Source organism: Pelagibius sp. (assembly GCF_965227505.1).
In the GTDB taxonomy this organism is placed as follows: Bacteria; Pseudomonadota; Alphaproteobacteria; order Kiloniellales; family Kiloniellaceae; genus Pelagibius.
In genome coordinates this window covers 687,049-700,651 of the sequence record NZ_OZ245757.1, presented here as the reverse complement: position 1 = coordinate 700,651, position 13,603 = coordinate 687,049, and the positions used below count along the sequence as shown (strand labels likewise).

Annotated in this window: 14 protein-coding genes; 13 read left to right on the top strand and 1 reads right to left on the bottom strand. The window is 61.3% G+C overall.

What is annotated here, in order from left to right; translation table 11 throughout:
• Positions 1 to 6: 6 nt before the first annotated feature.
• Entirely contained in the window at positions 7 to 642 is a 636-nt protein-coding gene (locus tag ACO06P_RS03350; protein WP_420348593.1) for an NYN domain-containing protein, read from the bottom strand.
• A 185-nt stretch (positions 643 to 827) separates the two neighbouring features.
• Here ACO06P_RS03350 and folK point away from each other — a divergent pair, with 185 nt between their 5' ends.
• The 13 genes from folK (at position 828) to ACO06P_RS03285 (ending at position 13,603) form a co-directional block, all read left to right on the top strand.
• Positions 828 to 1,322 (top strand): 2-amino-4-hydroxy-6-hydroxymethyldihydropteridine diphosphokinase, encoded by a 495-nt coding sequence (folK, locus tag ACO06P_RS03345; protein ID WP_420348592.1) that lies wholly within the window; start codon positions 828 to 830, stop codon positions 1,320 to 1,322.
• Positions 1,323 to 1,452: 130 nt separating this feature from the next.
• Positions 1,453 to 1,830, top strand: coding sequence for a DNA-directed RNA polymerase subunit omega (rpoZ, locus tag ACO06P_RS03340; protein WP_420348591.1), 378 nt, complete (start codon positions 1,453 to 1,455; stop codon positions 1,828 to 1,830).
• Positions 1,831 to 1,966: 136 nt separating this feature from the next.
• Positions 1,967 to 4,111 carry a RelA/SpoT family protein gene (locus ACO06P_RS03335; RefSeq protein ID WP_420348590.1) on the top strand — a complete coding sequence of 715 codons (2,145 nt, stop codon included), beginning with the start codon at positions 1,967 to 1,969 and terminating at the stop codon, positions 4,109 to 4,111.
• A 34-nt stretch (positions 4,112 to 4,145) separates the two neighbouring features.
• Positions 4,146 to 4,763, top strand: coding sequence for a DUF2062 domain-containing protein (locus tag ACO06P_RS03330; RefSeq protein WP_420348589.1), 618 nt, complete (start codon positions 4,146 to 4,148; stop codon positions 4,761 to 4,763).
• Entirely contained in the window at positions 4,760 to 5,530 is a 771-nt protein-coding gene (locus ACO06P_RS03325; protein ID WP_420348588.1) for a pyridoxine 5'-phosphate synthase, read from the top strand. Before ACO06P_RS03330 ends, ACO06P_RS03325 begins: the two co-directional genes overlap by 4 nt.
• A 39-nt stretch (positions 5,531 to 5,569) precedes the next feature.
• The gene (gene acpS, locus ACO06P_RS03320; protein ID WP_420348587.1) at positions 5,570 to 5,974 is read left to right on the top strand and encodes a holo-ACP synthase; all 405 of its coding nucleotides are present in this window, start codon (positions 5,570 to 5,572) and stop codon (positions 5,972 to 5,974) included.
• 47 nt (positions 5,975 to 6,021) lie between these two features.
• Positions 6,022 to 6,816: a signal peptidase I gene (gene lepB / locus ACO06P_RS03315; protein ID WP_420348586.1), complete on the top strand. Its 795-nt coding sequence runs from the start codon at positions 6,022 to 6,024 to the stop codon at positions 6,814 to 6,816.
• A 40-nt stretch (positions 6,817 to 6,856) separates the two neighbouring features.
• On the top strand, positions 6,857 to 7,540 hold the full coding sequence (gene rnc / locus ACO06P_RS03310) for a ribonuclease III (RefSeq protein WP_420348585.1): 684 nt from the start codon (positions 6,857 to 6,859) through the stop codon (positions 7,538 to 7,540).
• Between the two features lie 32 nt (positions 7,541 to 7,572).
• Positions 7,573 to 8,448 carry a GTPase Era gene (era, locus tag ACO06P_RS03305; RefSeq protein ID WP_420348584.1) on the top strand — a complete coding sequence of 292 codons (876 nt, stop codon included), beginning with the start codon at positions 7,573 to 7,575 and terminating at the stop codon, positions 8,446 to 8,448.
• 39 nt (positions 8,449 to 8,487) lie between these two features.
• Positions 8,488 to 9,258, top strand: coding sequence for a DNA repair protein RecO (gene recO, locus ACO06P_RS03300; RefSeq protein WP_420348583.1), 771 nt, complete (start codon positions 8,488 to 8,490; stop codon positions 9,256 to 9,258).
• Positions 9,255 to 10,511, top strand: a complete 1,257-nt coding sequence (locus ACO06P_RS03295; RefSeq protein ID WP_420348582.1) for an NAD(P)/FAD-dependent oxidoreductase — start codon at positions 9,255 to 9,257, stop codon at positions 10,509 to 10,511. Before recO ends, ACO06P_RS03295 begins: the two co-directional genes overlap by 4 nt.
• 85 nt (positions 10,512 to 10,596) lie before the next feature.
• Positions 10,597 to 12,819, top strand: coding sequence for a DNA topoisomerase IV subunit A (gene parC, locus ACO06P_RS03290; protein WP_420348581.1), 2,223 nt, complete (start codon positions 10,597 to 10,599; stop codon positions 12,817 to 12,819).
• Positions 12,820 to 13,057: 238 nt separating this feature from the next.
• Positions 13,058 to 13,603 (top strand): TRAP transporter small permease subunit, encoded by a 546-nt coding sequence (locus ACO06P_RS03285; protein ID WP_420348580.1) that lies wholly within the window; start codon positions 13,058 to 13,060, stop codon positions 13,601 to 13,603.

Sequence of the window (13,603 nt, the reverse complement as noted above, 5' to 3'; positions counted from 1 at the left end):
TTCTGGCTAGACGGCTTCGTCCTCAAAATACTCGCCGTCATCGTCATCCGAGAAGTGATCGTCCTGGTAGCCGTCCTGGCGCAACCGCTCCCCCGCTCTTGCCCGGTCCCCCGGAAGCTGCCGGGCAATCTGCGACTGCAGGTCGGCCAGGTCCACAAAGGTGTCGGCCTGGCGGCGCAGTTCATCGGCGATCATCGGCGGTTGCGACCTGATGGTCGAGACGACGGTCACCCGGCAGCCGCGTCTTTGTACGGCCTCCACAAGACGTCTGAAATCGCCGTCTCCAGAGAACAGGACCACATGATCGAGGCGATCGACCATCTCCATAACATCGACCGCGAGTTCGATGTCCATGTTGCCTTTCACTTTTCGCCGCCCCGCAGCGTCCGTGAATTCCTTTGTCGGCTTGGTCACCATGGTGTAGCCGTTGTAATCCAGCCAGTCGACCAAAGGCCTGATTGGCGAATACTCCTGGTCTTCTATAAGGGCCGTGTAATAAAGCGCGCGCACTAAATTGCAGCGCCCGTTGAATACATCGAGCAGCCGCTTGTAATCGATATCGAAACCAAGAGACCGAGCGGTGGCATAGAGGTTTGCGCCGTCAATGAATAATGCGACCCGTTCCTGGTCATAGAGATTCATAACAATCCTTCCGAACCGAATACTGTTTTACTAATGCCCGCTAGGCATCTTTTCCAATCTGTTGTGGCAGTATCAATCTACACGCGAGATCCAGCAAACTGAAGAAATCAATCGCATTTTCTTCGCCATAGATTTATGCCGTTGCCCAGGCGGCGCAAGAGAGCTGCGAAATGGAGGGCTGTCAGGTGATCCTCGTCGCGTTGGGATCCAATCTTGAGACCAGGGAACATGGCACACCACGGGAAACCCTCGAGGCGGCCTTGAAAGCCCTACCAGACTACGGCATCGAGGTGGTCCAGCGAAGTTCCTGGTACCGCTCAGCCCCCGTACCTGTTTCCGATCAACCTTGGTATGTGAACGGCGCGGCGCGTGTCCAGGCGCGCATGCTAGCCGAGGACCTTCTGGCCCGTTTGCATGAGGTCGAGAGCCGGTTCGGCAGGATCCGGCGGCAGAAGAACGAGAGCCGCGTGCTGGACCTCGATCTTCTGACATTTGATGATCGGCGAACCGAAGAAGGGTCGGCCGTCGTTTTGCCACATCCCAGGATTGCAGAGCGGGCCTTCGTCTTAAAGCCACTGGTGGAACTGGTGCCGAGTTGGCATCACCCGGTGACGGGCGAGACGGCCGCAGAGATGCTGAGACGTTTGCCCGCCAGTCAAGCGGTTGAGCGCATTCTTTAAATACATATTATTTGTGTTATTTTGCTCTCCGCTTGAGGCTTGTAAAGCCGCCGTTCGGTCCATATATTCCGCCCGCCGCGGGTGAATGCCGGGCAGAGGTTTCGCTTCCCATTAGGAGAGGTTGCCGCAGATGGCACGGGTAACAGTCGAAGACTGCGTCTTACAGGTCCCCAACCGCTTTGAGTTGGTCATGAAGGCTGCCCAGCGTGCGCGAGACATCTCGGCGGGAGCACCGCTGACCCTGGACCGGGACAACGACAAGAACCCGGTCGTGGCCTTGCGGGAGATTGCGGACCAGACAATCAGCCTTGACGCCCTGGGAGATGCGCTGATTACCGGTCTCCAGAAGCAAAGCGAGCAGGATGAGCCGGAAGACGATGTCGTCGAGCCGGACAATCTCGTCATTCCGACTGCTGCCGAGCAGGGGCTGGGCGCCGGCCCGACGGTGGAGGCGCCGGCGGAGGCATCGGACCCGGAGGTTTCTGAGGCCTCCGAAGAACAGCAATAAGCTTCGCTTTCTCGGGTTTTCAAGCAGCCGTATTGCGCTGCTGCAGCCGCATTCTTGGACTTGGCGACCAGCAGCCTAGCGCCTATGCTGGAATCGTTTTAATCGGTTTATTGGCAAGGCACGGGTCAAAAACGGCATGATCCGGCAGTTCGAACTGGTCGAACGGGTCAAATCCTATGACCCGGGCGCGGATGAGGACGCCCTCAACCGCGCATATGTCTATGCCATGAAAGCGCATGGTACGCAGACCCGTGCTTCGGGCGATCCCTACTTCTCACATCCGATTGAAGTCGCAGGCATCCTGACCGACCTGAAGCTCGACGATTCTTCGATCATCACGGCCTTGCTCCACGATGTCGTGGAAGACACGGATGCCTCCCTTGACGATCTGGAAGCTCATTTTGGCGGCGAGATCGCGCGCCTGGTCGATGGCGTCACTAAGCTTGGACGCCTAGAGCTTCAGTCCGAAGAAACCAAGCATGCCGAGAACTTCCGTAAGCTTCTTGTCGCAATGTCTGAGGATATTCGCGTGCTCCTGGTGAAGCTTGCTGATCGTCTGCACAACATGCAGACCCTGCACTTCATCAACTCTGAGGAGAAGCGCCGCCGGATCGCCCGCGAAACCATGGATATCTATGCCCCGCTGGCCGAGCGCATCGGAATGCACGGGTTCAAGGACCAACTCGAGGACCTGGCGTTCGCAGAGTTGAACAAGGATGGGCGCGAGTCCGTTCTGGCGCGCCTCGATTTCCTGCGGGGCCAGGGGCAGGACCTTTCCGGGCGGATCATCGAAGAGCTGCGCAACACGCTGACGAGCGAAGGCATAAAGGCTGCGGTTTCCGGCAGGATGAAGACCCCTTACTCGGTCTGGCGCAAAATGCAGCGCAAGAACATCACCTTCGAGCAGCTCTCCGACATCATGGCATTCCGGATTGTCGTCGATACGCCCGGAGACTGTTACCACGCCCTGGGTCTTCTCCACAGCCGCTATCCGGTCGTGCCCGGCCGCTTCAAGGACTATATCTCCATTCCGAAGCCAAACGGCTACAGCTCGCTTCACACCACGATCATCGGTCCCGAACGCCATCGGATTGAGGTCCAGATCCGGACCCACGACATGCACGAGGTTGCCGAGTATGGCGTCGCGGCACACTGGCAGTACAAGCAGAGCCATCCCCAGGTGGAAGGCAAGCAGTATCGTTGGATGCGCGAGCTGCTGGACATTCTGGAGCATGCCGACAATCCGGAGGAGTTTCTCGAGCACACGAAGCTTGAGATGTTTCAGGACCAGGTCTTCTGCTTCACGCCGAAGGGGGCCGTCATTGCCCTGCCAAGAGGGGCCACGCCCGTAGACTTTGCCTACGCCGTACATTCCGAGGTCGGCGATACCTGTGTCGGCGCAAAGGTCAACGGCCGCATGGTGCAGCTTCGCGCGCCGCTTCAAAACGGCGATCAGGTGGAGATCATCACTTCACGGGCGCAGACTCCGTCGCCCGACTGGGAGCAGTTTGTCGTCAGCGGCAAGGCAAAGGCGCGCATTCGTCGCTTTGTCAGGCTGAAGCAGCTTGAGCAGTACACGGAGCTTGGCCGTCAGATCCTTCAAAAGGCGTTTCGACAGGAGGGCTACGACTTCAGCGAGAAGGCTCTGGAGACGGTTCTCAAGCGCTTTCGGTACGACACCGTGACGGACCTCAGTGCCGCCGTCGGGCAGGGGCATTTGACCGGGCGGGAGGTTGTCGTGGCAGTCTTCCCTGGCGCAAAGGCCGAGGCCGCACAGCCGAAAGTCGTCCCGATTGCGCGGGCGCGCGCGCGGCAGGGGAAAAACAAGGAGACGTCAGTCCCCATCAAGGGACTGATCCCCGGCATGGCGGTACACTATGCGCATTGCTGTCACCCCCTGCCCGGGGACCGCATCGTTGGGATTGTCACCACGGGAAAAGGCGTCACCGTGCACACCATAGACTGCGATACACTGGAGAGTTTTCAGGCGACACCGGAGCGCTGGGTCGATCTGGCGTGGGATGTGGATGACAGCGAGGAACAACGAACGGGAAGACTGCACGTGATCGTCGCGAACGAGCCGGGCAGCCTCGGGGGGCTTTCCACGATCATCGGAAAGAATAATGGAAATATAAGCAATCTAAAGATTACAAATCGCTCGACAGATTTCTTTGAGATGCTTATTGACGTAGAGGTCACCAGCGTCAAGCACTTGACAAATATAATCGCGGCGTTGAGGGCCATGCCGGTCATTACTTCCGTCGAACGGGCGCGCGGTTAAGGTCACGGCCATCTTTTGCGTTTAGGATCAGAAGATGTTCAAGCGCCGTAAGCCCCGCCCCGCGTTTCAGCGAGTGCTCGATGTTGTTTGGCCGAAGGGCGGATGGCGCCGCTCCGGGACTTATGTCGCGCATCGCTTGCGGCGACTGCCCGGCACGCCCTATCGCATTGCGGCCGGATTTGCCTCGGGCGCGGCCATCTCGTTTACCCCCTTTATCGGCCTCCACTTTATCCTTGCGGCTGTTTTGGCGGTTGTTCTGCGCGGAAACCTCCTTGCCGCGGCCATCGGCACCGTTGTCGGAAACCCTTGGACATTTCCCTTTATCTGGCTGTGGATTTACAGTCTCGGGACATGGCTCATCGGCAACGATGACTTGACGGCCCTGCCACAAAGCCTTTCATTGGGATACATAACTGAGAATCCGCTGAAGGTGCTGCTTCCCATGGCGGTCGGGGGCGTGCCGACAGCTATTCTTGCGTGGTTCGTCTTCTTTTGGCCCATCAAGCAAACCGTGGACCAGTATCAGCGGGCCAGGCGCCGGCGCATTCGCCGGAAACTCAGGCACTCGCGAGAGGCCCGTGGGTCCAAGGGCCGCCCGGCTAAGCGGGGAAAGGCCTTCCGCGTTGCCAAAGACTATGAGAGGCAGCCTTGAACCGACACCTTAGGCTTGGTGTGAACATCGACCACGTTGCCACGATCAGGAACGCCCGCGGCGGCCTGCATCCTGATCCGGTGCGCGCGGCGCGGCTGGCGGCGGCGGCCGGCGCCGATGGAATCACCGCTCATCTGCGTGAGGATCGACGTCACATCTCCGACAGCGATATCGAGCGGCTGACGGCCGAACTGGACATTCCGCTGAACCTGGAGATGGCCGCAACCGAGGAAATGCTGGACATTGCCCTGCGCCATCGGCCGCATGCCGCTTGTATCGTGCCCGAGCGACGGGAGGAGCGAACGACCGAGGGCGGACTAGATGCTGCCGGGGGCCACAACCACCTTCAGCATTTTGTCAGCAGTCTGCGCGAGGCGGGTTCCCGGGTATCCCTCTTCATCGAAGCGGACGGGGAGCAGTTGCGAGCTGCTGTGTCGCTCGGCGCGCCCGTCGTCGAACTGCACACGGGTGCCTACTGCGAAGCCTTTCTTGAGGACCCAGAGGGCGAGCGCACAAAGCAGTGCCTCGAGCAGCTCCGCCAGGCAGCGGAGCAGGCTGCGGAGCTGGGGCTGGAGTGCCACGCTGGCCACGGCCTGACGTTCGACACGGTCGGAGCGGTGGCGGCGATCCCCACAATTGCCGAACTGAACATCGGCCACTTCCTGGTTGGAGAAGCGATTTTTGGCGGCTTCGACAGTTCGATCCGCAGAATGCGGGCCCTGATGGACAAGGCACGTGCGGAGGCCGGGAGTGCGCGGAGCGCCTAGTCCGGCATTTTCAGGGTTTGATGAGACCGGGCTGGTCGCATGATACTGGGCCTGGGCAGCGACCTGATCGATATCCGGCGCATTGAGAAAACCCTCGATCGCTTTGGCGAGCGCTTCACGCAGCGCTGCTTCACTGACGTTGAACGGCAGAAATCGGATCGCCGGGCCGCCCGTGCCGCCAGCTACGCCAAGAGGTTCGCGGCCAAGGAGGCTTGCGCCAAGGCTCTGGGAACAGGTGTTCCCCGGCGAGGCGTGCACTGGCGCGACCTGGGTGTCGTCAACCTGCCAAGCGGCAAGCCGACCATGGCGCTGACCCGCGGAGCAGCGGCAAGGCTGGAAGAGCTTACACCGGCGGGCATGCGAGCACAGATTGACATTACGATTACCGATGACTATCCGCTTGCACAGGTCATCGTGATCATCAGCGCCTTGCCGGGCGAGTAGGGAAAAGCCGGGCCTTGGCCCGAGAACGCGCAGCGCAGCAGACGACAATGGACAATTCAATGAGCAACAGAGGTCCGGATACAGATCCGGAGAAGAGCGTCGAAAGCGGCCAATCCTCGACCGGCGCGCTGATGGAAACCCTGCGCACCGTCGTTATTGCCGTGCTGATCGCGCTTGGTGTCCGCACTTTCGCTTACGAGCCCTTCAACATCCCTTCGAGCTCAATGGAGCCGACACTGCTGATCGGCGACTATCTTTTCGTTTCGAAGCTGTCCTATGGCTACAGCAAGTATTCTCTGCCATTCAGTCCGGATCTTTTCGATGGCCGGGTTTTCTTCTCCGAACCGGAGATGGGCGACGTTGCGGTGTTCAGAACCCCGCGGGATGTCAAGACAGACTACATCAAGCGCATTGTCGGACTGCCCGGAGACGAGATCGAAGTACGTGAAGGCGTACTCTACATCAACGGCGAGCCGGCCGAGCGCGAGCGTCTGCTGCCCTCCGAGCTTGAGGCGGTGGACTATCCCTCGGCACAGGGCGCGGTCTACTGGGAGACTCTCCCCAACGGTCGACGCCATCTTATCCATGAGCAGATGGACACAGCTCCCTGGGACAACTGGGGGCCGGAGGTGGTGCGGCCGGGACACGTCTTTGCCATGGGCGATAACAGAGACAACAGTCAGGACAGCCGGTCGAGAAGCGTGGGGCAGATTCCCTTCGAAAATCTTGTGGGCCGTGCTGACGTGCTTTTCTTCTCGCATGACAGCAGCGCCTCCTGGTGGGAGGTTTGGCGCTGGCCTGGGGCAATTCGTTTTGGCCGGATCGGCGATGCCATCCAATGACGAGTTTCCAACTGCGCAGACCGCGGCGAGTGGTAGCGATATGCTCGCTCCGCTGGAGCAGCGCCTAGGGTACAGCTTCAGAGCCCTGGAGTGTCTCGAGCGGGCGCTGACCCACCCCAGCGTCTCAGCAGATCCCAGTTACGACGGCGGTGATTACGAGCGCCTCGAATTTCTTGGTGACCGGGTACTGGGCCTCGTGGTTGCGGAGATGCTTTTTCAGGAGTTCCCCCTGGAAACCGAAGGCCAGTTGGCGCGCAGACACGCCCAGCTGGTGCGGAAAGAGACCCTGGCCGCGGTGGCGCGGAGTCTTGATCTTGGCCGCTTCATTCGCCTGGAGATGGGAGAAAGCGGGCGCGGCGAGCGCGATAATCCCGGTCTGCTGGCGGACACCTGCGAAGCCGTGATCGCAGCGCTCTATCTCGATGGCGGCCTCGAAACCGCTCAGCGCTTCATCGGCGCGAACTGGCGCGACCACATTGCGGCCGACATAGCGCCGCCACAGGATGCCAAGACCAAGCTTCAGGAATGGGCGCAGGGCCGCGGCCTTCCTTTGCCGAGCTACGCAGAGAGGGACCGCAGCGGCCCGGCGCATGCACCGCTGTTCACCATAAGCGTGGAGGTACAGGGTTTTCCGGCGATAGAAGGGCAGGGCAGGTCCAAGCGCGCAGCCGAGCAGGAAGCGGCGGCCAAGCTGCTTGGCGTTCTTGGGGAGGAACCGTCGTGAGTGCCGACCCGACCCGAGAGAAATGCGGCCTTGTGGCTGTGGTAGGGGCGCCAAATGCCGGCAAGTCAACTCTGGTCAACCAGTTCGTCGGTGCCAAGATCTCCATCGTTACGCACAAGGTGCAGACTACGCGCACGCGCGTGCGCGGCATCGCGATTGAGGGCGACAGCCAGATTGTCTTCGTCGATACGCCGGGAATCTTCGATGCGAGCCGGAGGCTTGAAAGAGCGATGGTGCAGGCGGCCTGGGCCGGCGTTGAAGACGCGGATCTGGTGTTGCTCGTTTACGATGCTGGCCGCAAACGGGTTTCCGATGATGCCCGCAAGGTGATCGAAGGCCTGGCAAAGCGTGCCGGCCGGCTCGTTCTGGTTCTGAACAAAATCGACCTTGTGAAGCGTGAGCGGCTTCTGGACCTCACGGCGCAGCTTTCGGCCCTGGCGTCCTTTGAAGAGGTTTTCATGATCTCGGCACTTACCGGTGACGGTCTCCGGGATATCATGAACTACCTGGCCGAGCAGATGCCGGAAGGGCCGTGGCTCTTTCCTGAAGATCAGCTCTCTGACATTTCCCTGCGCATGATGGCGGCCGAGCTCACGCGCGAGAAACTGTTCCTCAACCTTCATCAAGAGCTGCCTTACGCTCTGACCGTGGAGACGGAAGACTGGGAGGAGTTCAAGGACGGGTCCGTCAGGATCAACCAGACGGTCTATGTCGCACGAGAGCAGCACAAGGCGATGTGCCTGGGAAAGGGTGGCCGGACCATTCGTGCCGTGCGCGAGGCGACCCAGGCAGAGCTTCAGGAGGCCTTGGGCCAGCCGGTCCACCTTTTCATCTTCGTGAAGGTCAGAGAGAACTGGATCAACGATCCGGAACGCTATCGGCAACTAGGGCTGGAGTACGATGCCTAGCGTTGATCTCTCTTCCTCGCCCGCGACTCTCCGGGTTCGTTGATGCAGTGGGACGACGAAGCCGTGGTCCTTTCGGTGCGACCGCATGGTGAAACCTCGGCTGTCGTACAGCTTCTGACCCAGTCGCATGGCCGTCACGCAGGCCTTGTCCGCGGCGCCCAGAGTGCACGGGCGAGAGGCGTTTATCAGCCGGGGAACCAGGTGAGGGCGGTCTGGACCGGCCGCCTGGCGGAGCACCTCGGGCGCTTCGAATGTGAGCTGTTGCATCCTTACGCAGCGCAGGCGATGGACGATCCGGACCGGCTTGTGGGTCTGGTTGCTGCAACGGCAGTCTGCGAGGGGGCGATGCCTGAACGCGAACCGCATCCGGGCTGCTATCAGGGGCTTCTGGTCCTTCTCGACTCGCTGTCGGACGACCACTGGGCCGAGATCTATGTGCGGTGGGAACTGGGTCTGCTCGCATCCTTGGGCTTTGGACTGGACTTGACCCGCTGCGCCGGTGGCGGGGACAACGATCAACTCAGCTACGTGAGCCCGCGTTCGGGACGCGCGGTGTCGTTGTCGGCGGGCGCGCCTTTCAAGGAGAAGCTCCTGCCTCTCCCGCGGTTTCTTCTGGGCCGGGGGGAAGGAGGCATTGAGGAGGTCGCAGACGGCCTCGCGTTGACTGGGTACTTTCTGGAGCGGCACATATTTCATCCCCGCGACAAAGCTCTGCCGGCAGCCCGCCGCCGGCTCGCCGAGCTTTTCCCAATGGCGCCGCCCGACGCAGGCGGCGACGGGGACGCTTCCGCTTTGAAGGGAGGGCCATGAGTCTGGAGCGCGAAGAGACCGCGCCGATTGTGGTGATCGGCGCGGGCATCGTTGGGGTCTGTACTGCGCTCTACCTGCTCCGCGAGGGCCGTCGCGTGGTGCTGCTGGACCGCGGCGAGCCCGGCGAAGGCACCTCGTTTGGAAACGGCTCCATCATCACCGAGGAGGCCGTGGTACCGGTCCAGACTCCCGGGGTTGTCTGGAAGGTTCCAAAGATGCTGGTGGACCCGCTGGGACCGCTTGCCATCCGCTGGCAGTACCTGCCCCGGCTTGCCCCCTGGCTGATCCAGTTCATCGCCGCCAGCAGCCCCCATCGCGTCGAAGAGATCTCGATTGCGCTCAGAGCCTTGCTCCGTGGCGCAACGGCCGCCTATGACCCGCTGGTCAAGGCCGCTGGGATTGAGGACATGATCAGGCGCAGCGGCTGGATATCGGTTTATGAGACGGATGCGGGATTCCGGTCCTACCAACCCTTGCTGGACCTGCAGCGCCGACGCGGTGTCAACCTGGAGGTTCTGCAGGCGGCGGAGTTGCGCCAGCTCGAACCGGCGCTGGCTCCGATCTTCAAGTATGGCGTTTTCTATCCGGACGTCTCCTACACGGTGGACAATCTCCGCTTTGTCCAGGAACTCGCCGCGGCGTTCGTCAGCCTGGGCGGTGAGCTGCGCCGCGAGGCCGTTTCGGGCTTCGAACGGGCCGATGGCAAGGTGAACGCCGTCATCACCGACCATGGACAGACAGCCTGTTCGGCTGTTGTGGTGGCGGCCGGCGCATGGTCGAAGGCGCTGACGGCGATGCTCGGCTGCCGGCCGCCTCTGGACACCGAACGCGGCTATCACCTGACGTTGCCCGATCCCGGTATCAGCCCGCGACTTCCCGTGTACTCCACCGAGCGCGGTTTTGTGTGCACGCCCCTTGAGAAGGGTCTGCGGATTGCCGGGACGGTGGAACTCGGCGGTCTCGAAAAGGCGCCGGATTGGCGCCGGGCAGAGGTACTCTTCAAGAACGCATCGCGTTGGTATCCGAGGCTGGACCGCAGGGGGGAAACCAAATGGATGGGCTATCGCCCGTCAATGCCCGACTCGCTGCCCGTCATAGGCAGGGCGCCGCACCACAGCAACGCCTACCTCGCTTTTGGCCATGGGCACTGCGGACTCAGCCTGGGTGCGCGCACCGGCCAGCTGATTGCGGACATGATCGCCGGGCGGGACAGCGGCATCGACATGGCGCCTTACCGGGCCGACCGCTTCTAGGTGCCGCCGATCACGGCAGAGTATTGATCTCGGCTGCGGGCTGACTACTGTATCTGGTGCCTCAACTGCCGATTCGCACGGAACCATGAACAGCTCGCCGGCGGGAGAAATCCGCGATATCAAGCTCTCTGACGCCCTGTCGGAGCGCTATCTGTCCTATGCTTTGTCGACCATCATGGCGCGGTCCTTGCCCGATGTCAGGGACGGGCTGAAGCCTGTCCACAGGCGTCTTCTCTATGCGATGCGCCAACTGCGGCTGGACCCCAATTCGGGCTTCAAGAAGTCGGCGCGTGTCGTCGGCGACGTGATCGGTAAGTTCCATCCGCACGGCGATCAGGCGATCTACGACGCCCTTGTTCGTCTGGCTCAGGACTTTTCGCTTCGCTTCCCCTTGATCGATGGCCAGGGGAACTTCGGGAACGTGGATGGCGATAACGCCGCGGCGATGCGATACACCGAAGCGCGACTGACGGAGGTCGCTGCCGCGCTGCTCGAAGGCATTGATGCCGATGCCGTGGATTTCCGTCCCACCTATGACGGCGAGGCCGAGGAGCCGGTCGTTCTGCCGGCGGCCTTTCCAAACCTTCTGGCGAACGGCGCGCAGGGCATTGCCGTCGGCATGGCGACGTCGATCCCACCCCACAACGTGGGCGAGCTCTGCGACGCGCTGCTGCACCTCATAAACGCGCCGAACGCAACCTTCGACAAGTTGGTGGATCTGGTGCCGGGGCCCGACTTTCCAACCGGAGGTATCCTCGTCGAAGCGCGTGAGAGCATTGTCGAGTCCTACAAAACCGGTCGCGGCAGCTTTCGCCTTAGGGCACGCTGGGAGGCCGAGAAGATCAAGGGCGGCAGCTACCAGATCATCGTCACGGAAATCCCTTTTCAGGTACAGAAATCGCGTCTGATCGAGAAGATCGCGGAGCTCTTGCTTGCCAAGAAGCTGGCCATGCTGGCTGACATCCGTGATGAGTCAACGGAAGAGATCCGCCTTGTTCTGGAGCCGAAGAGCCGCAACGTCGATCCCGAAGTGCTGATGGAATCGCTGTTCCGGCAGACGGATCTGGAAACCCGCGTCGGCCTCAATATGAACGTCCTGGATGCGGACAACACGCCGCGGGTGATGAACCTGCGCGAAGCGCTTCGGGCCTTTCTGGACCACCGCCACGAAGTCCTCAAGCGGACGACACGGTTCCGGCTGGCGAAGATCGAGCACCGCCTAGAGGTGCTCGACGGTTACCTGATCGCCTACCTCAACATCGATGAGGTCATTCGCATCATCAGGGAGGAAGACGATCCGAAAGCGCGCATGATGAAGCGCTGGAAGCTCTCGGATGTGCAGGCCGAAGCCATTCTGAACATGCGCCTGCGGGCACTGCGCAAGCTCGAGGAGATCTCCATTCGAGAGGAGCACGCGGCTCTATCGAAGGAGCAAAAAGATCTCAAACAGCTGATGAGAAACGAGAAGCGGCGCTGGACGGTGATCGGCGAGCAGGTCAAGGAGATCCGGGATCAGTTCGGTGCCAAAACGGAGATCGGGGCCAGGCGTACCGAGATCGGGTCCCCGCCGTCGGAAGTGGTGATTCCGCTGGAGGCCGTGGTCGAGCGGGAACCGGTTACGGTCCTCTGTTCCGCCAAAGGTTGGGTGCGGTCCATGAAAGGACACCAGGACGACGTCAGCGACGCGAAATACAAGGAAGGGGATCGCGAGCGCTTCGTCGTTCACGCCCAAACAACCGACAAGCTGCTCGTCTTTGCGACCAATGGCAGGTTCTACACCTTGGGCGTGGACAAGCTTCCGGGTGGCCGCGGGTTTGGCGAACCGCTGAGGCTGATGATGGGATTGCCGAACGATCAGGACATTGTCGGCCTTCAGGTCCACGAGCCGGGCCGCAGACTGCTCGTGGCGTCGGCCGATGGGCGCGGCTTTATCGTTCCGGAGGACGAGGTGGTCGCCCAGACCAAGAACGGCAAGCAGGTCCTGAATCTGGCCCAGGGCGTTGAGGCGGCAGTCTGCAGACCGGTTGCGGGAGACCATGTGGCAGTGATCGGGGAAAACCGGAAACTGATTATCTTCCCGCTGGATGAGCTGCCGGAAATGACGAGGGGCCGCGGCGTCATCATGCAGAAGTACAAGGACGGCGGCCTGTCCGATGCCAAGACCTTTACCCTGGCTGAAGGGCTGACATGGTCCTCCGGGGCAGGGCGTACGCGGACCGAAAGCGATCTGGTCGCCTGGGTGGGCAAGCGCGCCCAGGCCGGACGGCTGCCGCCGACCGGCTTTTCGCGTGCCAACAAATTCGGCTGACCGCGCCCATTTTCCCGTTGTTCTGACCTGTCCGGCGGCCTATAAGCCGGGTGGCAAAGCGCCAACAGGGCAGGAAACCCCCGGAAATCTGGGGTTATGCTGGGAGGCGGGTCATAGGCACACAGATAAGGGCCGTGGTCTGCGAAACGATGTGAAAGGCGCCGGAGAGGCCGCGGAGTCGGTTCGCAAGAAATCAAGGCTGCGCGTCCGGCGGACAACGGGGGGCTGAAAGAGGGTCGTGAAGGGGCTTGCCACCTTCGTCAATCTCGTTGACTCACTGAATGAGCACATCGGTCGGGCGGTGTCCTGGATGACACTGCTCATGGTGATCATCACCTTCGTGGTGGTGGTCCTGCGCTATGTCTATGCCATCGGCTGGGTCTGGCTGCAGGAGTCTTACGTCTGGCTGCACGGCATCGTTTTCATGCTGGGGGCCGGCTACACCCTGCTGCACAACGGGCATGTCCGGGTCGACATTTTCTATCGCCCCAACTCCGCGCGCTACAAGGCCTGGATCGATCTCTGCGGCGCGCTCGTGCTGTTGCTCCCCCTGGTCATCGTGGTTTTCCTGGTCAGTTTCGACTACGTCGCCGCTTCCTGGGCGAGGCTTGAGGAATCGAGAGAGGCAGGGGGACTGCCGGGCCTCTTCCTGCTCAAGAGCGTCATTCTTGTGTTCTGCGCTCTGATCGGGCTGCAAGGCCTTTCTCTCGCCTGCAGAAGTTTCCTGGTTTTGACGGGCCATCCGGAGTTCAAACCGGAAGACGAAGAGACGGAGCCCATCTGA